This is a genomic window from Gilliamella sp. wkB308 (assembly GCF_001690185.1).
Lineage (GTDB): Bacteria > Pseudomonadota > Gammaproteobacteria > Enterobacterales > Orbaceae > Gilliamella > Gilliamella apicola_I.
In genome coordinates this window covers 1-23,238 of sequence record NZ_LZGN01000012.1, presented here as the reverse complement: position 1 = coordinate 23,238, position 23,238 = coordinate 1, and the positions used below count along the sequence as shown (strand labels likewise).

The window sequence follows — 23,238 nt, the reverse complement described above, 5'->3', positions numbered from 1 at the left end:
AATCATAATATCTTAAAATAGATACCAAAAAAAACGCCATTACCTATATGGTAATGGCGCTTTAAACAGGAATAACAATTATTTCAATAAATCATTGGCTTTTGCAATTACATTTTCAACTGTAAAACCAAATTTTTCAAATAACTGTTCAGCAGGTGCTGATTCGCCAAAACTTGTCATACCCACAATTTTGCCATTCAGTCCCACATATTTATACCAGTAATCACTAATCCCTGCTTCAATCGCAATACGCGCAGTGACCGAAGAAGGTAATACCGACTCTTTATAAGCGCAGTCTTGTTTATCAAACGCATCAGTTGATGGCATTGAAACAACCCGTACTTTTTTCCCTGCTTTTGTTAATTGATGATAGGCTTCTACCGCTAATTCGACTTCTGAACCCGTCGCAATTAAGATTAACTGTGGCGTTCCTGCACAATCATTTAAAATGTAACCGCCACGATAAACGTTGGCTAATTGCTCAGCTGTTCGTGGTTGTTGTTTAAGATTCTGCCTTGAGAAGATCAGTGCGGTTGGCCCATCTTTACGTTCAATGGCATATTGCCATGCTATGGCTGATTCAACTTGGTCACATGGGCGCCAAGTACTGACATTTGGTGTTACCCGTAAGCTTGCCATTTGTTCAACAGGTTGATGGGTTGGTCCGTCTTCACCTAAGCCAATTGAGTCATGGGTATAGACAAACAGTGAACGAATCTTCATTAAGGCAGCCATGCGTACCGCATTTCGTGCATATTCCATAAACATTAAGAATGTTGCCCCATAAGGAATAAAGCCGCCATGAAGTGCAATACCATTCATAATAGCAGACATCCCAAACTCACGTACACCATAGTGAATATAGTTACCATCCGGATTGGCTAAAATTTCTTTTGAACCTGACCACATTGTTAAGTTACTTGGTGCTAAGTCAGCCGAGCCACCTAGAAACTCAGATAATACTGGTGCAAAGGCTTCAATTGCGTTTTGTGATGCTTTACGCGTCGCTATCGTTGCAGGGTTTGCTTGCAATTTATTGACAAAATCGGTAGCCACTTGTTGCCAATTTTCAGGTAAATCGCCGTGCATTCGTCGTTTAAATTCGCTGGCTAGTTCTGGATATGCTTTGGCATAAGCTTCAAAGCGAGTGTTCCACTCATCTTCGATTTGTTTGCCTTTGGTTTTCGCATCCCACGCTTCATAATAAGCTTTCGGAATATCAAACGGCGGGTAATTCCATCCAAGTGCTTGACGAGTTGCTTCAATTTCAGCATCTCCCAGTGGTGCACCATGACTGTCATGACTGCCCGCTTTATTTGGTGATCCAAAACCTATAACTGTTTTACACATTAGTAAAGAAGGTTTATCGGTCACAGCTTGCGCTTGTTCAATCGCTTGAGCAATGGCATTTGCATCATGACCATCAATACCTCGAATAACATGCCATCCATAAGCTTCAAAGCGTTTGGCGGTATCATCAGTAAACCAACCTTCTATTTCGCCATCGATTGAAATACCATTTTCATCATAGAATGCAACGAGTTTTCCTAATTTCAGTGTTCCAGCCAATGAGCAAGCTTCGTGTGAAATGCCTTCCATCATACAACCATCACCCATGAATACGTAGGTAAAATGGTCAACTATAGTATGACCCGGTTTATTAAATTGTGCAGATAAAGTTCTTTCTGCTATTGCCATACCAACTGCATTTGCAATGCCCTGTCCTAAAGGCCCGGTTGTGGTTTCAACGCCCGGAACATGGCCATATTCTGGATGCCCTGCTGTGATTGAATGCAACTGACGGAAATTTTTCAAGTCATCTAGGCTAACTTTATAACCGGTAAGATGTAATAAACTATAAATTAGCATAGAAGCATGACCATTTGATAATACAAAACGGTCTCGATCTGCCCAATTGGGATTGTTTGGGTTGTGTTTTAAAAATCCACGCCAAAGTACTTCCGCCATATCAGCCATACCCATAGGCGCACCCGGATGACCTGATTTTGCTTTTTGTACACCATCCATGCTTAATGCCCTTATCGCATTCGCAAGCTCGCGGTGAGATAGCGTCGTTGCATTCATGTTTTAATCTCCAAAATATATTTTAAGTTATTCAATATTCATTTTTCTGTTTTTTTGAAACAGATTTATATTATTAATATTATAAAAAAAGCGAAAGGGGAATTTTAATTCCCCTCTATCACTATAGAAGTGTTGCGATCATCTCTTCTAATTTACCTTGATCCACCGCAAAGGCACGAATTCCTTCTGCTAATTTTTCGACAGCCATGGCATCACTATTATGTTGCCATCTAAATTCAGACTCGGTAATCGGTGCAGGTCGTTCAACGACGGTTTGATTTGGATACAGTTTTTGTTCAACAGGTGCTGTTGAATGTTGCATTTCAGCCAATAAATTTGGCGCAATCGTTAATCGATCACAACCAGCTAATGCTAAAATTTGTTCAACTTTACGGAAGCTTGCCCCCATGACGATTGTTTTATAACCATGTTGTTTATAGTAATTATAAATATTACGTACTGATACCACACCTGGATCTTGATCGGCAATATAGGGGTCAATTGGTTTTTTAGCTTGATACCAATCATAAATACGACCAACAAAAGGTGAAATGAGAAACACATTGACTTCAGCACAAGCACGTGCCTGTGCAAATGAAAATAGTAACGTTAAATTACAGTTAATGCCCTCTTTTTCAAGAACTTCGGCAGCTTTAATTCCTTCCCATGTTGAAGCAATTTTAATCAAAATTCGTGATTTATCGATACCTTTTTGTTGATAGAGTTCTATAATTCGGCGGGCTTTTTCGATACAAGCTTGTTTATCAAAAGATAAACGAGCATCCACTTCTGTCGAAATTCGTCCGGGTACAATTTTCAAAATTTCCGCACCAATATTGACAGCAACTTGGTCACAAGCATTAATTAATTGTTGTTCTTTGCTACCACCTAATTTTTTTGCAGTTTCAACTGCAGAATCAATCAGATAACGATATTGAGGAAGTTGAGCGGCTTTTAATACAAGAGAAGGATTCGTGGTTGCATCTTCTGGTGAAAACTGTTTAATTGAATCGATATCACCTGTATCGGCAACAACGACGGTTAATTTTTTAAATTCATCTAATTGACTCATATACTTCTATATCCTCTACAGCTTCAATTTTCTAAAAGATTATAATAGCATTTATCTAGTGATAAAACGACTTAGCGACTCGTTATTTTAACGTTTTTATACATTTAACAATAACCTGAAATAGATAACAAAAAAGCAAAATTTTCACACAGTTGTGAGAGTAATTATAGCTTGTTTATCTCTGCTATCAGTTTGTTATTTTTACATTATAAATTGATTTTTTAATGTGACCTAAATCACGAAATTAACTTTATCAATATGAAAAATACCTCGATAAAAAATCAATCTATCATTTTCAGCTAATCGTTAATGCTATATTGATCAACCCTAAGACAAAAATGCATGATTAAAATAGTGGCTAAATCCATGCATAAATCGTTTTATTAGCAAAATTACAACCAGAACAATTATCACATTTTTTTGACTGACAAAAATCGGATTGTTCTACAACGATTAGTTGTATCACTTTTTTCTTTACCCAAAAGCTTAGTATCGGTATGAGGGCGCTTTCAGGCAACCTAAAATGACGTGCTATATCTTGCAATTCTACACGCCCTTTTAATTGTACATAATCACGAATCGAGGTCATTAACATTTTCTATATTAGTCTTATAGGTTTTACCGACTTTGTTCTCCAGTGAATTAAATGATAAAAATAAACTAATCACAACAAGATGATTTTCTTGGTTTTTTATGATTAAACATATTATTTTTATCAAATGAATTATTTCCCAATTTGCGCAGAATAAACACCATCAATGTTATTGATAGTCCACAACCGAACAACCAATAACTTGCAGTATTTGAATGGGCAAGTTGTGTAAATTGATAATAGATTGTCGCCACCAACCAAGCAATTGTGAAAGTCCATACTGCAACAAAAATCATCCAACGCCACCCTGCTTCACGATAAATTGTCCCTAACACAGCTGTACATGGTGTATAAAGTAAGATGAATATTAAATAAGCTATTACGGCTGACGAAGACGTAAATGATGTCTTAATTTTAGAAATAGCAGTAGAATTGATCGCTAAATCAGTTTGTAAAGTATCGATATCATCATTTAATGATGACAATCCTAGTGGATCAGTAATCGTTTCAGACAGAGCAAGTAAATTATCTGGAATAGTGGCAAAAGCCGATTTAATGTCTTCAAACCAATCCGATTGTTCATCATCTTCTGGTTGATTATCCATAGAATAAAGTGAATTTAATGTCGCAATGATGGACTCTTTTGCAAAAATTCCCGTAAAAATGCCCACTGTTGCTGGCCAATTTTCGTTATCGATACCCATGGGTTGAAAAACAGGTGTAATTTTTTGGCTTATGACTGATAATACCGATTGATTAGTATTTTCATGACCAAAGGTATTATCGGTTCCCCATGAGTTAAGTAAACTTAAAATCGTAACCATAATTACAATTGCTTTACCTGCTTTAAATATAAAACTTTTCAAGCGTTGCCAAGTTAAGCGTAAGATGCTACGAAGGGTTGGAATTCGATAAACTGGCATCTCCATAATAAAAGGGGTCAACTCACCTTTTAATAACGTGTTTTTCAAAATCATCCCCGACAGGACTGCAACACTAATACCAAGCAGATATAACATAAATACAACGAAAGAAGCATGAAGCGGGAAAAATATAACCGCAAATAATGCATAAACCGGTAATCTTGCCCCACAAGACATAAAAGGAATCATGCAGATAGCCATTAAACGATCTCGAGAGCTTTCTAGTGTACGCGTGCCCATAATCGCAGGTACGCCACAGCCAAAGCCCATTAACATAGGCACGAAAGCTTTACCCGGTAAACCGATAAAACGTAAAACCCGATCCACCACCATTGCGGCACGTGCCAAATAACCGGAATCCTCTAAAAAAGATAAAGCAAAAAACATTGCGGCAATGACAGGAATAAACGTTGAAACAGTTTGAATTCCACTACCTATGCCATCAGACAATATGACACTAACCCAATCTGGCGCATGAATAATTTGTAATAAACCGGCTGTTCCATTGACAAAAATTGTTCCGAAAAATTGTTCAAAAAAATCGATAAATACCGAACCAAAATTAATAGCAACCATAAACATGGCATACATGACAATTAAAAAAAACGGAATACCTGTAAAGCGTCCGAGCGTAATTTTATCGAACTTTTCTGAAATACGGGGACTTAATTCTCGAGGTTTAGCAATAACCTTTTTACACACTTCATCAATCCTTTCATATCTGGCACTTGCTAGTGCAACATCAATTTCATTATCACACCAAGCCGAAAGGAGTTGTCGACAAATTTCAAGTTTTTCTAATTCAAGTGAATTAAACTGTTCCGTGTTGTTTCCTAATAAGGCTTCAATTAATTGCCAGCGATTAAGTTGATGAACAACACTTTCTTCTGGTAGTTCACTAATATAACGGGTCAAGAGTCTTTGCTGAGATTGCCCTAATGTATCTATAGAAGGTTGAGCTTTTTGCTGGTTGATAGCCCTATTTTCAATTGCTTGATAAAATAAATTGATACCTAATTTTTTGGTTGATGAAATAGGTACAACAGGACAACCCAGTAAAACGGATAATTGTTGGTGATCGATTTTTTCGCCCATATTCTTAACCGTATCAATCATATTGAGTACGACAATCATCGGTACTTGTAAATCAATCAATTGAAATGTTAGATATAAGCTTCGCTGTAAATTGCTGGCATCAATAACATTAATAATGACATTATTTTTTTCTGTCAGAACAAATTCACGCGTTATCCATTCATCTTGCGACATTGAAACTGCATCAGACTCAATAGAGTAAGTCCCCGGTAGATCAACGACTTCGTATTGGTGATGGTGATAAGAAAATAAACCTAATTTTTGTTCAACTGTCACGCCAGGCCAATTACCAACGCGCTGTTTTGATCCTGTCAGTAAATTGAACAGTGTTGTTTTGCCACAATTTGGATTTCCAACCAGTGCTATTTTCACTCATTTATCTCCGTTACTTCAATGGTAGCTGCTTCACGACGCCTTAGACAAAGAAAAAATCCACGTATTTTAATTTGCAGTGGATCTCCTAAAGGTGCCACACGAACAATCGAAATTTTACAGCCTGGTGTTAATCCCATTGCCAGTAACTTTCTACGAAAAGGTAAGGATTCAGGTAATAGACGAGAGATAACCGCCTCATTTCCTAAAGGGAGGTGATTTAATGTTAATACTGACATTAATGTTCCTGTGAATTATGCTAGCACGTTTTATTCTGCTTATTTTAAAAAATATTTACGTATAAAAATAGTTTTAAAATGCGAATAATTCGCAATATTAATATTTAATATTTAAAAAAATAGAAAAGTAACTTTAAAAAATAAAATTTATGTAAAAAATAGGGGTTAATATGTTTTTTTCAAGTGTTTTGTGCTGAAAAACAAAAAGAATCTTAATAAACCGTTCATTTAGGATCAAATAGTTAAATTAAATGAATAATCTTCTGATTATTCATTTAATTAAAATTTATATTACTCATCCAATTCAAAATTAGAGATTCGGTAAGACAACTGATATAATTTGACTTTATACTTGACTTAAGGAATGAGAATTATGTTAACCATTTACGGTATTAAAAACTGCAGTACAATGAAAAAAGCGTTCACATGGCTTGATGACAATAAAATCAATTATCAATTTCACAATTACAAAACAGATGGACTGTCAGCTGAACAATTACAGACTATTTTGAAATTTGTTGATTGGCAAAGCCTACTTAATACAAGGGGTACAACGTGGCGTAAATTGGATGAATCAGTACGTGCTAACGTTGACAATGAGCAAGCTGCAATGAAACTAATGTTGGACAATCCTTCAATTATAAAACGACCGCTATTAATCAAGGGTAAGCATGTATTACTCGGATTTTCAGACGAAAGTTATTCGCAATTTTTTCAACAACAACAATAAGACCGAGATCATTATGACAGAGCCTGTTATTGAACTAACCCAAGCATTGATTGCCGAAAAATCGATAAGTCCGGATGATAAAAATTGTCAAAATATCCTTATCGAGCGCTTAACATCACTTAACTTTATCATTGAAGAATTCAATATTGGTCGCACTAAAAATCTTTGGGCTTATCATGGCGATCCGTCAGAAACAACACTTATGTTTGCTGGTCATACCGACGTAGTGCCTGCTGGGGATGAAAGCCAATGGCTGTATCCCCCATTTGAGGCAACCATTGATACTCATGGTGTACTTTATGGCCGTGGAGCATCAGATATGAAAAGTGGTGTTGCAGCAATGATCTGTGCTGCTGAAGATTTTGTTAAAGCAAACCCAAATCATCGTGGTCGTGTTGCGTTTCTAATCACCTCTGATGAAGAAGCTGATGCAACTGATGGAACAGTTAAAGTTGTTAATCGTCTTCTTGAACGTCAGGAACGTGTAGACTATTGCATTGTAGGTGAGCCCTCTTGTGATAAGGTTTTAGGGGATCAAATTAAAAATGGGCGTCGAGGTTCATTGACAGCAAATTTAATTATCCATGGTGTGCAAGGCCATGTCGCCTACCCTCATTTAGTTGACAACCCTGTTCATCGATTTGCCCCCGCTTTGGCTGAACTTGTTAATACGGTTTGGGATAATGGCAATCAATATTTTCCGCAAACCTCTATGCAAATTGCAAATATTCAGGCAGGCACAGGGGCTGAAAACGTTGTGCCAGGCGATCTATCAGTACAGTTCAATTTTCGATACAGTAGTGAACTCACTGATGATCTAATTAAAACCCGTGTTGAGCAACTTTTACAAAAGCATAAATTAAACTATACGTTAAATTGGCGTTTATCAGGTCATCCGTTTTTAACGCCGCAAGGTGAACTGACTCAAGCCACAGCAAGTGCCATAAAAGAGTACACAAATATTGATACAAAATTATCAACAAGTGGCGGAACATCGGACGGCCGTTTCATCGCAAAAATGGGCTGTCAGATTATCGAGTTTGGAGTATTAAATAAAACAATCCATAAGATTAACGAAAATGTAAATTGTCAGGATATCATCACACTGAAAAGAATTTATCAAAGAATTTTGGAAAAATTACTCGTTTAATAATATTGGTTAAGTTAACCAACTTGTTAAATCTGCTTAAACAAAATTTGAATAGATTATTCGATGCTGCTTTTGACATTTGACTAAACGAGCGTCACTAACATTCATCCCAAAAAGGTAAAAAAATGGAATGGTTAAAAGATTATTGGTGGATAATATTAATATTTCTTGCAGGTGTTTTTATCAATACCATTAAAGCACTCAATAAACTTAATTTTAAATCTTACATTGATAAAAAAGGGATCAAACCCATACCTTATGATGATGAAGAGAATGACCAAACTCAAAAAAGTGTTGAGCATAAAAACAAAAAGTGATTAATTTAAAAAATTAATCACTCTCTTCCCTATCGGATATCGTTAATATCACTTTTAAACAAAGCTTGATGGCGATAACGATCGACCCACATCGCTGTTGAGCCACAAACGGCAATTGGCATAATAATGAGATTTAATAGTGGCACCATAGTAAAAAAACTAACTAAAATACCGTAGACTAAATTATCAACTTTATCCTGCTTAAGTAACTCACGCATACGATGAAAAGTAATTTTATGATTATCGAAAGGATAATCAGCGTATTGAATATTAATTTGCCATGCAGTAAATAAAAACCAAATTATCGGTGTGACCGTTTGACCAATAATAGGAATAAAATACGTTAATAATATTGGGATAGACCATAATATATAATTAATTAATTTTTGGATTTCACGACCAAATATTCTAGGTAAATCTTTGATTAAACTTAACCAAGAAGTGTCGGGGGCTGGTATACCCGTTAATTCAGCTTCAACTTGTTCGGCAAGCAAGCCATTAAACGGTGCAGCAATAAAGTTAGCCACTGTACTAAAAAAATAACAAAATAATATGACTAAAATCAGAATCACCATAAAGCTAATGATATAACCAAGCCATGAGAGCCAACTTGGTACATAAGATAATCCCCAGTCAACCATGCCGGTAATTGTGGAAAAAAACCAATAAAATAGCGCTGACATAATCACCATATTCGCCAATAAAGGCAAAAATACAAAATGTCTAATTTTCGGTCTAAATGCTAATGACCAGCCTAACAGAAAATAATCAAATCCCGATCTACGCCGATCATGATTAGAATTTGAATTAAATCTTAATTTATCTACATTATTACTCTTCACTCTTGTTCCTTTTAAACATGAAATAACGCTAAATTAAACTTATCAGCATGGTTTTCATCAAACAATATTGCTATTTTTCATAAATAACTTCATTGTTACTATTCAACCATTGCTTAACTTCTTGTTTGATTGTTTCTAATAATGCTTTTCGTCCAGTCAATTGAAATTGCTGAATGACCGCATTGGCTTTATTTTTATTTTTCAGTAAAGCACCTAAGACTGATAACTTCACTCGATTATTTTGCTTATCATTAAATTGTTGCAAGCGACACAATGGAGCATAAGTTGCTTCGAATGCTCGATGAAAATAACAAAACCCGTATAATTCGACAATATCTTGCTTAGTCAATTGCTGCTCAGTATCAGCAATTAGCATTTCATCAAATGGGAGTCCAATGATCTCTTTTAGCCAAACCATGTTACGTTGTAACTTTTTGGATAGCATATTAACCAAATCTATACCATTTTGGTTAATCGGTTTTATTGCCATTACCGAATAAGAGCCACTACTTGCCTCTAAACGACTACCAACATGCACAAGTACAAAACCTACAGATAACCAAAACTGATAATTTTCCTTACTATAGGCAAAACTCACGGATAAAAAATCTTGGTGTTGTTTTTTTGCCGCTTCATAAATATGTTGTATCAATTGCGTTGCAATATGTTGTCTTCGATAAGTAGCTATCACTGCAATGCGATTTATTCTGACAGATTTTAATTTTGCTGCTTGCTTAACACCTGCATGGGCTACCAAAGATTGTGCCACCATGTTTCCTTTTGGTCTACGGTTACCCTTCCATACTTCTTCAATTAAGTCAGCTGGTAAATTTCCTTCCTTAACCGTTATGACTGCACCAATTAAGTTATGACACTGTTTAGCCTGCCAAATTGTCAAATTTGACGCGTCTAAAAGTCGCCTTAAATCAACTAATGTAGTTTGATAATGAGCTGTTTTCAGTAAATAAAAGATCTCTTTCAAACTACTTAAATCATGACGCGCTACCATGGAATAATCAATTGGCTTTGTATTATTGACTCGCTGATTTTCTGCTGATATTAGCCCATTGAGAACTAAACAATCAGTAAAATATTCTAACTGATCATCGCCATTCCACCGAATTGGTTTTTCAAGATGAAAATAATCACATTGTTTATCATTTAATAATTTTAATAAAAAACCTTGTCCGGTACCTTCGTAACCTTCAACAGTAGTGGTCAGTAAAATACGGCTTTTGTCTAACTTCACGAGTTGTAACAATTTTTTTAGCATTGGCAAAGGTATCATGGCCGCCTCATCAATAATAAGATAGTCAGCAAAATCATCGAAACCTTTTTCGATTAATTCATCAGGTGCATAAAAACGAACATCAGGTTTAGCAAAACGGAAGAAAGTCGTCTGCGATTTTTTGTTAGGAGCTGTAACAATACAATGTCGATAGTGAGAAAATTGACCTGCTAAAGCGGATTTTCCCCTACCCCGTTTTGCCGTGATAACTTGGATAGGCTTATCACTGTTTAATACTTGTTTTAATGTGTGTTGCTGTTCATCACAATCACACGATGTCAAATAACATTTAGAAAAATTATTCTTTTTGAAACCATCAAATTTAGTGATAGTGTGCTGTAAATGGTTTATAAAATTAGGCACAGGTATTGGAAAAGCATCTTCGTTCCAACGTAAACTATCTTTGTCTGCCCAACGATTGTAATTTTCAGGCAATAACAAAATTAATCGGCTTCCTTTTACAAGAGTTCCTGACAGCATGGCAAATGCCTCTAAATTAAATGACTGAGTTGCATCAAAAATAGCATGTAAATACTCTTGTCCTAAAAGGGTTTTAGTATTAGATATTGAAACGATATTTGGCACATAATTTGATAAAATGGCTTGATCGCTTATTGTGATCCAATCCCCTTTATGTTGTTTAATGATGTCACTTAATTGACTAACTAATTTTGTTACATCACCACGCAACACCCATAAAGTTCTGGTGCTATCAAGATTAATCATCGACTAACTTTTTCCAATTAATATTGAAAGCAAGCCTGCGGCAATGAGGGGGCCGACTGGAATACCTTTGAAAAAGGCAACACCAATCAAGGTTCCAATAATTAAACCATTAACAATGGTGGGATGTGCGCCAATTAAAGAAATCCCACGGGTACCTAACCAAGAGACAAGTATACCGACAAAGATAGCTAATATTGATTGCCATGTTGTGAATGATTTTAATATGTCTTTGATACTCAATGATCCGTCGGCAAGCGGAACCATCATAGCCGCCGTTAAAATGACAATACCAATTGTCAGTCCATATTGGCTTAAAAACGGAAAATAAGTCGACAATGGTGTTAATTTAAATAATAGTAACAATAATACGGCAAAAGTGACTGTGTTATTATGCGTTAAATAACACAGTGCAGCTAAACCCAGTAAAAGAAAAAAGGAGATATCAAATTGAGCAAACATTACAAAGCAACGCCGATTCTGGTGGCGACTTCCTCATAAGCTTCAATGACACCGCCAAGCCCTTGGCGAAAACGATCTTTATCCATTTTTTTTAAGGTCTCTTTTTCCCATAATCGACAACCGTCAGGGGAAAACTCATCACCCAACGTAATTTCACCCTTAAACAATCCAAATTCAAGTTTATAATCCACTAAAATAAATCCAGCTTTATCAAAAAGATCGGTCAAAATTGAATTGATTTTAAAGCTTAGTGTCTTCATCGTTGATAACTGTTCGTCAGTAGCCCAACCAAAGGTTTTACAATGAGACTCATTGACCATGGGATCATGTAATGCATCATTTTTTAAGAATAATTCAAATGTTGGCGGATTTAATATACTACCTTCTTCAACCCCTAAGCGTTTAACCAAAGAACCTGCGGCTCGATTTCGAACCACACACTCCACAGGTACCATATCCAGTTTTTTAACGATGACTTCGGTATCAGACAAAAGCGTTTCAACTTGAGTAGGAATACCTGCTTCACGCAGTTTATTCATAATAAAATAATTGAATTTATTATTTACGCACCCTTTACGCGCTAGCTGTTCAATACGTAAGCCATCAAAAGCGGAAGTATCATTGCGAAACTCTAACACTAATAGATCGGGATTTTCAGTAGTATAAACCGTTTTTGCTTTACCACGGTAAAGCTCAGCCAACTTTTTCATGGTTCTAACCTTATATCAAATTGCCAACAAATGATTAAGGAGCTATTCGCTCCTTAGTTTTAAACTTTTCGATACTCATGTATTTGTACCAATGCAATCAATAGTAACATTTTATTGTTTGCCATATCGTATTGAATAGTGAAGTTCAATCTATAGCTGGTTTACATAAAAATTAACTAAATTCTTCACTACTGATTATCTCAACTATTTATCATCATGTTACTAACGAATAATATCTCTAGTGTCACGCTTTATTTTGAATCTTCATGAGTGCTTTTGTCTTCAACGGCGTTTTCATCTGTTTGTTCTTGCACCACTTGTGATGACTTAGGTGCAGCTTCATCCATTATTAAATTAAATAACCGAACAACGTACCGTTGCACTTCAATAGGATTGGATGAAATATCTTGTGTACCACGCGTTAATGTTTTCAACTCGACAATGATATTTTCAGTACCAGGATAATTTTGCCGATGAATAACATAAGACGCTTGGATGTTCGGTTCTTCATCACTTGAAAAAATGGAGGCATTCCCCGTAACAATAGCATTATTATCACTACTACTAATCGGAATATTGTATTTATTCAGTGCTGTTGGGATAACAGACCACACATTCGCATCAGCAGGCGCATTTAATGAAGCGGTACCATAGTTATAAGACGCATAAGAATCAGGAATAGTTGGAATTGGAATGATAGGTGCCCGAATATCCACTTGCTTACCATATACAGCGCCTTCATTTTTATTAAAATGAATATAATATTCGGAACTTTCAGCAGGTACCGTTACACCCTGAGGGACAGTTAGCGGTTTCAAAACTGGCGAATTTAAATAATCTTCGTTCCCATCAACTTCTCGTTTATAATTTTGATCGCTACCACAACCAACCAAAAATAAAGATGCAATGGCTGTCATCACCATTGTGTTTTTAAACGCTTTGTTTTTTAACATAGTTTTATTAAACATAGATATCTGCTTATAAATTATTGGTTATACATAAATTAGAGTAAATTCGCATCTTTAAGAGCTTTTTCAACCACAGACACAGAAGCATCTGTAAGTGAAACCAGCGGCAAACGGATCGTGTCATTCGCCATTAGACCCAATTTTGTGCAGGCCCATTTTGCTGGTGTTGGATTAGGCTCAATAAATAAGCTACTATGTAGTGCTGATAACGTATCATTCAGCTTTCGTGCTTCTTGAATTTGATTTTTCGTTGCAAGTTCACAAATTGTTGCAACCTGTTTGGCGGCTACATTGGCTGTCACGGATATCACACCGTCACCACCTAAAATCATGAAATCTAAGAAAGTCGCATCATCACCACTTAATAATTTAAATTCACTACCAACAAGTTTACGAGTTTTATAAACTCTTGATAAATCACCTGTTGCATCTTTTAATGCAACAATATTTTTAATTTTTGATAATCGTCCAACTGTTTCTGGCTTAATATCACTGCAAGTACGACCCGGTACATTATAGATTATTTGGGGTAAAGCTGTATTTTCCGCAATTGCTTTAAAGTGTTGATATAAACCTTCTTGAGTTGGTTTATTATAATATGGTGCAACGGTTAAACAGCCAACAACACCAATGTTTTCAACACGGCTGGTTAATTCAATTGCTTCTTTAGTCGCATTAGAGCCAGTTCCGGCAATGACATTTATTTTTCCATCAGCATATTCGATCGTTCTTTTAATTACATCGATATGCTCATGATGATCAAGCGTTGCTGATTCGCCAGTGGTACCAACAGAAACAATTGCCGATGTGCCATTAGCAATATGATATTCGACCAATTTTTTTAAGCTTACTTGGTCTACATTTCCTTTTGTATCCATTGGAGTAACAAGGGCGACCAGACTTCCTGTAAACATAAAATGACCTCTCATATTATTTATTGATAACCAACTTCAAGAATAAAAAATCTACCGACAAGTATGCGATATTTCTTATTTAAATTCAACTTTTGTTATGCAGGATTATCAATATCAATAAAAATAGTTTCAAGGTCATATTTTTTGGCTAGCCATTCACCAAGTTTTTTAATTCCATAACGTTCCGTGGCATGGTGACCTGCTGCATAAAAATTAATTCCATATTCTCGAGCAATATGAATGGTACGTTCAGAAACTTCACCTGTAAAAAATGCATCAAATCCTTGTTCTGCTGCCGCTTCAATAAAGTCTTGACCACCACCACTACACCATGCAATTCGTTTAATTATTTGAGGAGCATTATCGCCACAAAATAATATTTCTCGTGAACGATGATGCAAAACTTGTTCAAGTTTTTGCTTAAATTGCAATGGTGTTTGCGGTTCAATGAGTGTCCCTTTAAACAGCAAATCGGTTATATCTTCACGTTTATCCACTTCGATATTGAATAAATCCGCAAGTAATGCATTATTGCCTATAATGGGATGTCCATCTAAAGGCAAATGATATGCAAATAAATTAATATTATTTGATAGCAATGTTTGTAAGCGGTTATATTTAATTCCTGTTATCGTTGGCGGTTCATTTTTCCAAAAAAAGCCATGATGAACTAAAATCGCATCAGCATCTAATTTAACGGCTTCATCTAATAAACGTTGACATGCAGTCACCCCAGTTATCACTTTTTTTATTTGCTTACGTCCTTGTACTTGTAAACCATTGGGTGCATAGTCACGGTAGCGTTCAACTTGTAATTCATGATTAATAATTTGTTGAAGTTCAAAATTTTGCACGTTTTCCTCTCGTATTTTTAATGATTTTTTAAAGAAAAAAGTAAACTTTTATGAAAATCATTTAATGGTTCTCGAACTTATTATAATCGAAATATTGGCAATTTTTTATAAACCTTTCTATATGATTAAGTACAAACTATGATAAATCATCTCACTTAACGGTTCGATATAGTGACCATAATGATAATCGTTAAAATAAATTATTTCATATTTACAATAAGTTTAATAAATAATACTCTTTTTTGTAATGATTTTTAGGTGCATAAAAACACGAAGTAAAACAAATTAACAAATTTGTTCTTTTCTATTATTTATTAAGTTTTAGCTAAATGATACATTACGTCGGTTTATATTTAATGAGGTATAAGCTTTGCCATTTTTAGGTGTCGGATTCAGTACAATCATCGCTTTATTTTTTGCCGTTCATGTAATCAAAACAGAGCAAGAACGATTTTGGCTGTCTATATTATTCCTGTTTCCTTTTATTGGTAGTTTGATTTATTTTTTTGTCATATTTCTACCCGATTTTAGACAAACCTCAGTGGGATATCAAATTGAATCAAAATTATTAAAAGCGTTAGATCCGCAACGTGAACTTCGCGAGGCTTCAAGTAATTATGAAATTTCGCCCACTGTTGAAGCAAAAGTCTGTTTAGCTAAAGCACTCGTTGATAATGATAGAGCTCATGAAGCTTTAATTTATTATCAAGAAGCATTAACTGGGATCTATGAATCAGCACCGGATATTTTATTACAATATGCTTACGCACTGTATCAAGTTAAACAGTACAAAAAGGCAAAAGAAACGCTGGATTATTTAAGAGAAAAAAATCCAACTTATCGTTCTGATGAAGGGCATTTACTTTATACCAAAATCTTAATTGGACTTGATTTAAAAGAAGAAGCTCAAGAAGAATTTAATGCATTGATCAGTTATTATCCAAGTTTAGAAGCCGCTTCATACTATTTACAAACCTTAATTGAGTGGCAGCAAATTTCGCTCGCTAAAGAAGTCTTACAAAAAATTGAACTACGTTTAAAACACATGCCAAAACATGCTAAACGTATTAATCAGACTTGGATAAAATCAATTGAACAATCTAAACAAAAATTATACAGATAGCGTTTTTGTGGTTTTCATTCACTATACTTTATTTACGCGATCAACTGTGCTGAATCAAAGGTAAAACTAGGCGAATACGGTAAAAACTGGCATAATAATTTTATTTTATGCTAAATAAGACAAATATTGTGCCAAATGCTAAATTATGTGAACGCTTCCGCGGTTTTTATCCTGTTGTAATAGATATAGAAACATCAGGATTTGACCCAAAACTTAACGCTATTCTAGAAATTGCGGCAATCACACTACGAATGACTGAACAGGGATGGCTGATTCCAGACCAAACCCTTCATTTTCATGTAAACCCATTTGAAAACTCAATTTTAGAACCAAGTGCCTTAGCTTTTAATGGTATTGATGTCGACAATCCATTAAGACAAGCGGTTGACGAAAAAATTGCACTTGAAGCGATATTTAAAATGGTTAGATCGGGAATTAAAGCAAACGATTGCAATCGTGCTGTTATGGTTGCGCATAATGCAAACTTTGACCATAGTTTTTTAATGGCAGCAGCAGAAAGAGCCAATATTAAACGTAATCCGTTTCATCCGTTTGCTACTTTTGATACTGCAGCTCTGAGTGGTCTAGTGTTTGGGCATACCGTTCTAGCAAAAGCATGTGAACTCGCTCACATTCCTTTTGATCACAAGTTAGCCCACTCTGCACTTTATGATACCGAAAAAACCGCTATTTTATTTTGTGAAATAGTGAATCGATTTAAACGATTAGGAGGCTGGCCATTGCCCCAACTTGAGCCAAGTTCACTAGATGAAGAAGTTCAAGAGATTTAAGAGAGTATTCAAACTCTCTTATTTAAATAATGTGTCTATTTTTAAGCTTTATGTTTTTCAGCTGTCTGTTTTATTAATGTTTGCAGTTCACCAGTTTGGAACATTTCGATCATAATATCACATCCCCCGACTAGTTCACCTTCAACCCATAATTGCGGAAATGTAGGCCAATTTGCATAGTTTGGTAATTCAGCACGAATATCGGGATTTTGTAAAATATCGACGTACGCAAATGGCTCACCACATTGAGATAATACTTGTACTGCTTGTGCTGAAAAACCACAACTCGGTAATTTAGGCGAGCCTTTCATATACAGAATAATAGGATTTTCTGCAATTTGTTTTTTTATCTTATCAAGTGTTGTCATTTCAGTTGTCATAACGATTTATTCCTTGTTATTTAATATCTACTTTACGTCGTATTTTAACTTAGAAATAAGGCGAGTTATACTCTTACCCATTTAGTTGACGTAATGATAACCTTAATTTTTATCATTTATTGGTAGGTTACATCAGTAATCAACGGATGCATGACTAGATAAATTACTTTAAATTCAGTGAGTAACATAGGTTTATCTTGCTTTAAATAAAGCCAAACAAATAAATAAAAGGCTTAACCTATTAGTGTAATAAATGCATTCATTAATAACGAGATCTCTCTTAGCAATGACTTTTGTGTCAATGATATATTTTAATTTAACTTTAGTTAACACAAATAATCAAAACATTAGTTTTAGCAAGTTGCCTCAGCCCTTTTACAAATTGACACAATATAGTATGCTACTTACATTTACAGTAACTAACATTCAATCCAAAAAACAACGTGCATCCAATAATCTTAACTTTACGTAAAGTCTTTTATAGTAGTAATCTACTTTTCAGTATTCGTATGTTAATCAGTTTAACAGGTTCAACCTTGGTTCCTTGGTACTTAGGCTATGTGTCGTATGTCATTCCTTTAACACTGGGTGTTGTGGCAGCAGGATTATCCGAAATTGATACACGTTTACTAAGCCGATGTATAAATATTTTATTAACGTTAGTGTGTTTTGCGATTGCTACATTTTCTGTCGAGCTATTATTTAATATTCCTCTTCTTTTTATTATAGGATTAATGAGTTCAACATTTATCTTCATTATGCTTGGTTCTTTGGGTCAACGTTATGGTGTGATTGCTTTTGGATCGTTATTGATCGCAGCCTATACCATGTTAGGGCATAATTTATTTGATGATAATTACACGCTACCTTGTTATTTATTACTCGGCGCTTTATGGTATAACATTGTCTCTTTGATTGAATCTCTCATTCAGCCGATTCGAACGACCCAACAGACTATTTCAACTTGTTTTGTAAAATTAAGTCATTACCTCGATGCTAAAGCAGCAATGTTTGACCCAGATGAAACTCATGAATTTAAAAGTCAAACATTAGAATTAACCGAATGTAACAATCAATTGATTAATGTGTTTAATCAGGCTAAACACGCTCTTTTTAACCGATTAAAAGCTTATCAAGGCCAATCATATGTGAAAAAAATGCTTAGTTATTACTTTGTGGCTCAAGATATTCATGAGCGAGCAAGCTCTTCACATGGTGATTATCAAGCGCTAAGTCAACATTTTAAACATAGTGATATTTTATTTCGCTTTGCACGAATTTTGAATTTACAATCAAAAGCATGTGCCAAATTAGCTGTTGCCATTAAAATGAATCAAACTTATCAGCATGATTCATTATTTGCTCGTCATTTTTCATATTTAGAAGAAGCTATTGCCCATTATCAAGCTAAAAATAAAACGGAAGCCTTACTGGTTAAATCCCTACAAAATCTTTATCAAAATTTGTTATCTATCGACTTATTATTAGCAAATATTGATAATGAACAACATCTTTCAAAAGACAAAGAAAATAATGAATTAATTGATGAGGAACTTACAAGTTTCTATGATATTTTTGCTAAAATTAAGCATAATTTAACTCTTAAGTCTTCCCTTTTTCGTCATGCAATACGTATGAGTATTGTCCTTTTTGTTGGCTATATCATCATTTATTTTTCTAATCTTTCTCATGGTTATTGGATTATCCTTACCAGTCTTTTTGTTTGCCAACCAAACTATTCAACGACTAAATATCGACTAAAATTACGTATTCTTGGTACTATCTTGGGTATTATTGTCGGCATTCCGTTAACCTATCTATTTCCAAGCATCATTGAACAGTTAATTTTAATCATCATAACTGGTTGGCTATTTTTCTTATTTAAAAATTCTCAATATGCTTACGCTACCGCATTTATTACATTATTAGTCTTTTTTAGTTTCAGTTTAATTGGCGAAAACAGTGTAGAAGTTGCTATCCTACGAATTATTGCAACACTGATAGGCTGTTTTATTGCATGGTTTGCTGTTAGCTTTATTTGGCCAGACTGGAAGTTTAGAAATTTAACCAAACTAATTGATCGCGTTTGCCATGATGATAGTCACTATCTGGCGCTTATTGGAAGTCAATATTTAACGGGTAAAACCAATGACCCAAAATATCGATTAGCAAGACGCGCCGCCCACGATAGTAATGCTGACCTATCGACATTGATTAGTCTGATGACAAAAGAACCCCATGTAAATCGATACGTGATTGAACAGGGTTTTCGTTTATTAACGCTTAATCACACTTTAATCAGCTATCTTTCAACATTAGGTTCGCACCGAGATAAAATCATTGCTCAACATACATTGGATCTATTTGATGATCTAGCAGTCTATATCATCAATCTTTTAAACGATAAAAAAATCGATGAAAATGAACAAGTCATGAAAAAAATGATTTCAAATTATATTGAAACCATTTCCATTAATGACGAACAAAACACCAATGATATTTTGGTTTTGCAGCAACTGGCATTAATATTAGACATTTTGCCAGAATTCATTCATTTAGTAGTGGAGTTAGAAGAACCAACAAACTGATTGCTTGGAAAATTTAGATGTTTGAGGATCATTAATGAATCTGGTCAATACAATTAATTATATTCTCAAACATCTAATAAAAATTTTTGGAATGCTTCAAGGTAATTTTAATGAATAAATGGATTTTCTTTACCAATGTAAACTAATGGATTGGTAAAATCCTTTAATTTATCAGCATCAATTTCAAATCCAAATAAAAAATCGGATTCAAAATAAGGACCACTATCTTTAATAGAGTGATCAGGGCTAATTATTGCTATAGCATTCAACTCATTTAATGCAAATGACTTAAGTTGTTTCGAATCTTTATCAAACACGAAGACAAAATCTGAATTTGATAAGCCTGATTTCGCTATAAATATTTCATAGTCTTTACCTTCAATACGGTAATATTTTTTTTTGTATTCTGCACTTACCGGATCGGTATGATTTTGCTCTGCATGACTTAAGAAAAAAGCTTCGATTGAACGACCACCATGTTTAAGTAAATCATCAGTGACAGGGATAAAGGCAAAACGTTTTTTTTCTTTTAAATAATCAATATAGTTTAACTCACGTAATTCAACATTTTTAGCTATTTGTTTATCATCAGATGGATTTGATGCTGGGGCAGCTATTGCATAACAAACAAAATTTAATAGTGTAACAACAACTAAAATACCAATGTTTCTAAATAATTTTTGAATACAACTCATACTACATCCTTGATTTTAAAAATATTTAAGCGTATAGGGTTAAACTATAATGTTTTTATATTATGATTAATCTGTCTAAATACAATACAATCTAATTAACATAGAAAAAAACTTTTTGATACCAATAACTATTGTATTTATTTTTAGGCAATTTTACTCTTATTTATGTAACAACAACTCAAAAAAATATAAAAAAACGAATAGTATATTCTCGCTATTGTATATTTTTACCTTTTCAGTTCAAAAAATATCTTACTGATTTAATGATTTTTTTCAATATATTATGACCATAATTTTTAAATTTATATGATCATTAAATGTTTTAAGTGTATTACATCAATTTAATAATGCGTTATGCCATATCCAATAAAATCTTAGTGATTATTATTTTTATTTCACTTCCAATGCCGTTTATTAAGACAAATTATTGTTACTGGTTGTCGAGCTCACGGTTTTAGCACATTTAGTGAGCCTTCCTATTACATTTATTTTTATTGTAATTCTTTCAAATACCAATGTACTTTGGTCAAATTTTAACTGGATAATGTCTTTAAAGTACCATTTAATGGCGATTATCACATTTAAATTCTATTCCGTCCCTGTAAGGCACAATAAAATCGAGGCCTTCACAACCAAATGAAAACCACTCAAAACCAAATACCACTGGGGGTAAATCTTTGAATAATTGTCCTGCCCATTGGAATTTTTCATTTTCATAATCATGGTAATTATTTAACCCAACTAATGACCTACTTTCACCTTGATACATGCGCCTTTTAAAAAGAGTTTTACCTTCTTTATCTACAACTAGAAGTTCTCTATCAAAAATTTTATAAATATCTCGTCGTTGTGGATGTTGTTCATCTACATAATCCTGAACATAAAAAGTCATATTATTCGCATTGGCCATGTAACTTTTTAGATACTTTGGGACATTTCCATAATTTCTATTTGATAATTTATCTGGTCCTGTATCCGGATAATTTGCATTTGGAATTAACCGCCAATCAAGTGGTGTAAGTTGTTCTTGTGCAAAAGGATTGTCTTTTGTTATAGAAACGAATAAATCATAATTTGAACGAAATCTTGGCAATAAATCTTGCGGTAAGTCGAATCCAATTCGAAAATCTTCCGTATTATAAGGAGGCGAACGATCGGATCTATAAGAATCTAATATCGCCGTTGCTTCCATAGATAAAATTGGATAGGAGTAGAGCTGATTGTTTGTGTAATCATAAATCCAGAAATACGCATCTTCTGCAATCCCTGCCATTTTCATAAACAATTTACGTTCTTTGTCGGTTAATGTATATTTTTTGGGGGTTAGATTGGCAGGTAGTATTTTCTTGTCAGCATCGGGCGGTAAAGTTTCCGATAACGATACATGAAAAAATATCCTATCAGGGTCGAGATATTCGACGCTCTCCACATAATATATCTCGACATCTTTTATTACTTCTATGTTCGATCCAGATGTTTCAGATTTATCCGAATTGGTGTTGGTGCTGCAATTGCTGAGTAATAACAATGTGATAAAACTCATCAATAATAAATATAACTGCTTTTTCATTTTATTTCCTATGCACTTTTTATAAGACAACGTTAGGCTACTGGTTGTCTGATTCACTGTTTAAGCACACTTTGTGTGCTTTCCTGTTACATTTATTTTTATTATACCTTTTACTAACAATAAGGCACTTGTGTTAATTTTTACAAGATAATGTCTTGAAAGTTTCATTTAATGGCGATTATCACATTTAAATTCTATTCCGTCCCTGTAAGGCACAATAAAATCGAGGCCTTCACAGCTAAATGAAAACCATTCAAAACCAAATACCACTGGGGGTAAATCTTTGAATAATTGTCCTGCCCATTGGAATTTTTCATTTTCATAATCATGGTAATTGTTTAAACCAACTAATGAGGTACCTTCCGATTGATACATGCGCCTTTTAAAAAGAGTGTTACCTTCTTTATCTACAACTAGAAGTTCTCTTTCAAAAATTTTATAAATATCCAGTAGTTGTGGATGTTGTTCATCTACATAATCCTGAACATAAAAAGTCATATTATTCGCATTGGCCATGTAACTTTTTAGATACTTTGGGACATTTCCATAATTTCTATTTGATAATTTATCTGGTCCTGTATCCGGATAATTTGCATTTGGAATTAACCGCCAATCAAGTGGTGTAAGTTGTTCTTGTGCAAAAGGATTGTCTTTTGTTATAGAAACGAATAAATCATAATTTGAACGAAATCTTGGCAATAAATCTTGCGGTAAGTCGAATCCAATTCGAAAATCTTCCGTATTATAAGGAGGCG

Annotated in this window: 21 protein-coding genes and 1 pseudogene; 6 read left to right on the top strand and 16 right to left on the bottom strand. The window is 34.4% G+C overall.

Annotated elements, in window-relative coordinates; genetic code table 11:
* Window positions 1-78: 78 nt before the first annotated feature.
* The 5 genes from tkt to A9G10_RS01785 all read right to left on the bottom strand — a co-directional run bounded on the left by tkt (window position 79) and on the right by A9G10_RS01785 (window position 6,378).
* The gene (gene tkt, locus A9G10_RS01805) at window positions 79-2,085 is read right to left on the bottom strand and encodes a transketolase (protein ID WP_065557992.1); all 2,007 of its coding nucleotides are present in this window, start codon (window positions 2,083-2,085) and stop codon (window positions 79-81) included.
* Window positions 2,086-2,206: 121 nt separating this feature from the next.
* The gene (gene tal / locus A9G10_RS01800; protein WP_065557991.1) at window positions 2,207-3,157 is read right to left on the bottom strand and encodes a transaldolase; all 951 of its coding nucleotides are present in this window, start codon (window positions 3,155-3,157) and stop codon (window positions 2,207-2,209) included.
* Between the two features lie 358 nt (window positions 3,158-3,515).
* Complete coding sequence (locus tag A9G10_RS01795) at window positions 3,516-3,746, bottom strand: FeoC-like transcriptional regulator (RefSeq protein WP_065557990.1); 231 nt, start codon at window positions 3,744-3,746, stop codon at window positions 3,516-3,518.
* Window positions 3,747-3,817: 71 nt separating this feature from the next.
* Window positions 3,818-6,139 (bottom strand): Fe(2+) transporter permease subunit FeoB, encoded by a 2,322-nt coding sequence (gene feoB / locus A9G10_RS01790; RefSeq protein ID WP_065557989.1) that lies wholly within the window; start codon window positions 6,137-6,139, stop codon window positions 3,818-3,820.
* Window positions 6,136-6,378, bottom strand: coding sequence for a FeoA family protein (locus tag A9G10_RS01785; protein WP_065557988.1), 243 nt, complete (start codon window positions 6,376-6,378; stop codon window positions 6,136-6,138). Before A9G10_RS01785 ends, feoB begins: the two co-directional genes overlap by 4 nt.
* Before the next feature lie 373 nt (window positions 6,379-6,751).
* Between A9G10_RS01785 and A9G10_RS01780 the strand changes: the two genes are divergently transcribed.
* The 3 genes from A9G10_RS01780 to A9G10_RS01770 all read left to right on the top strand — a co-directional run bounded on the left by A9G10_RS01780 (window position 6,752) and on the right by A9G10_RS01770 (window position 8,575).
* Window positions 6,752-7,108 (top strand): ArsC family reductase, encoded by a 357-nt coding sequence (locus tag A9G10_RS01780; RefSeq protein ID WP_065557987.1) that lies wholly within the window; start codon window positions 6,752-6,754, stop codon window positions 7,106-7,108.
* Window positions 7,109-7,121: 13 nt separating this feature from the next.
* Entirely contained in the window at window positions 7,122-8,258 is a 1,137-nt protein-coding gene (dapE, locus tag A9G10_RS01775; protein WP_065557986.1) for a succinyl-diaminopimelate desuccinylase, read from the top strand.
* Between the two features lie 125 nt (window positions 8,259-8,383).
* Complete coding sequence (locus A9G10_RS01770; RefSeq protein ID WP_065557985.1) at window positions 8,384-8,575, top strand: YpfN family protein; 192 nt, start codon at window positions 8,384-8,386, stop codon at window positions 8,573-8,575.
* A gap of 29 nt (window positions 8,576-8,604) precedes the next feature.
* Here the strand turns inward: A9G10_RS01770 and cysZ are convergent, their stop codons facing one another.
* The 7 genes from cysZ to A9G10_RS01735 all read right to left on the bottom strand — a co-directional run bounded on the left by cysZ (window position 8,605) and on the right by A9G10_RS01735 (window position 15,336).
* On the bottom strand, window positions 8,605-9,417 hold the full coding sequence (cysZ, locus tag A9G10_RS01765) for a sulfate transporter CysZ (protein WP_081298963.1): 813 nt from the start codon (window positions 9,415-9,417) through the stop codon (window positions 8,605-8,607).
* A gap of 70 nt (window positions 9,418-9,487) precedes the next feature.
* On the bottom strand, window positions 9,488-11,431 hold the full coding sequence (locus tag A9G10_RS01760) for a GNAT family N-acetyltransferase (RefSeq protein ID WP_065557984.1): 1,944 nt from the start codon (window positions 11,429-11,431) through the stop codon (window positions 9,488-9,490).
* Between the two features lie 3 nt (window positions 11,432-11,434).
* Complete coding sequence (locus A9G10_RS01755) at window positions 11,435-11,890, bottom strand: DUF441 domain-containing protein (RefSeq protein WP_065557983.1); 456 nt, start codon at window positions 11,888-11,890, stop codon at window positions 11,435-11,437.
* Window positions 11,890-12,600 (bottom strand): phosphoribosylaminoimidazolesuccinocarboxamide synthase, encoded by a 711-nt coding sequence (gene purC / locus A9G10_RS01750; RefSeq protein WP_065557982.1) that lies wholly within the window; start codon window positions 12,598-12,600, stop codon window positions 11,890-11,892. Before purC ends, A9G10_RS01755 begins: the two co-directional genes overlap by 1 nt.
* A gap of 251 nt (window positions 12,601-12,851) precedes the next feature.
* Window positions 12,852-13,568, bottom strand: coding sequence for an outer membrane protein assembly factor BamC (bamC, locus tag A9G10_RS01745; protein WP_065557981.1), 717 nt, complete (start codon window positions 13,566-13,568; stop codon window positions 12,852-12,854).
* Between the two features lie 35 nt (window positions 13,569-13,603).
* Window positions 13,604-14,482 carry a 4-hydroxy-tetrahydrodipicolinate synthase gene (gene dapA, locus A9G10_RS01740; RefSeq protein ID WP_065557980.1) on the bottom strand — a complete coding sequence of 293 codons (879 nt, stop codon included), beginning with the start codon at window positions 14,480-14,482 and terminating at the stop codon, window positions 13,604-13,606.
* Window positions 14,483-14,577: 95 nt separating this feature from the next.
* Window positions 14,578-15,336, bottom strand: coding sequence for a Nif3-like dinuclear metal center hexameric protein (locus A9G10_RS01735; protein WP_065557979.1), 759 nt, complete (start codon window positions 15,334-15,336; stop codon window positions 14,578-14,580).
* 370 nt (window positions 15,337-15,706) lie between these two features.
* On the opposite strand from A9G10_RS01735, the gene A9G10_RS01730 reads away from it, so the two are divergent.
* Window positions 15,707-16,459 (top strand): tetratricopeptide repeat protein, encoded by a 753-nt coding sequence (locus tag A9G10_RS01730; protein WP_065557978.1) that lies wholly within the window; start codon window positions 15,707-15,709, stop codon window positions 16,457-16,459.
* 128 nt (window positions 16,460-16,587) lie between these two features.
* Complete coding sequence (gene rnt / locus A9G10_RS01725; protein WP_218837312.1) at window positions 16,588-17,250, top strand: ribonuclease T; 663 nt, start codon at window positions 16,588-16,590, stop codon at window positions 17,248-17,250.
* Between the two features lie 41 nt (window positions 17,251-17,291).
* Here the strand turns inward: rnt and A9G10_RS01720 are convergent, their stop codons facing one another.
* Window positions 17,292-17,618 (bottom strand): Grx4 family monothiol glutaredoxin, encoded by a 327-nt coding sequence (locus tag A9G10_RS01720; RefSeq protein WP_065558000.1) that lies wholly within the window; start codon window positions 17,616-17,618, stop codon window positions 17,292-17,294.
* A gap of 455 nt (window positions 17,619-18,073) precedes the next feature.
* Between A9G10_RS01720 and yccS the strand changes: the two genes are divergently transcribed.
* Window positions 18,074-20,218: a YccS family putative transporter gene (yccS, locus tag A9G10_RS01715; RefSeq protein WP_065557976.1), complete on the top strand. Its 2,145-nt coding sequence runs from the start codon at window positions 18,074-18,076 to the stop codon at window positions 20,216-20,218.
* 107 nt (window positions 20,219-20,325) lie between these two features.
* Here yccS and A9G10_RS01710 read toward each other — a convergent pair whose 3' ends face one another.
* The 3 genes and pseudogenes from A9G10_RS01710 to A9G10_RS12695 all read right to left on the bottom strand — a co-directional run.
* A complete protein-coding gene (locus A9G10_RS01710) occupies window positions 20,326-20,913 on the bottom strand; it encodes a hypothetical protein (RefSeq protein WP_065557975.1) in 588 nt (195 codons plus the stop codon).
* A gap of 562 nt (window positions 20,914-21,475) precedes the next feature.
* A complete protein-coding gene (locus A9G10_RS01705) occupies window positions 21,476-22,483 on the bottom strand; it encodes a hypothetical protein (RefSeq protein ID WP_065557974.1) in 1,008 nt (335 codons plus the stop codon).
* A gap of 168 nt (window positions 22,484-22,651) precedes the next feature.
* Window positions 22,652-23,238, bottom strand: a pseudogene (locus A9G10_RS12695) (hypothetical protein); the annotation flags it as partial.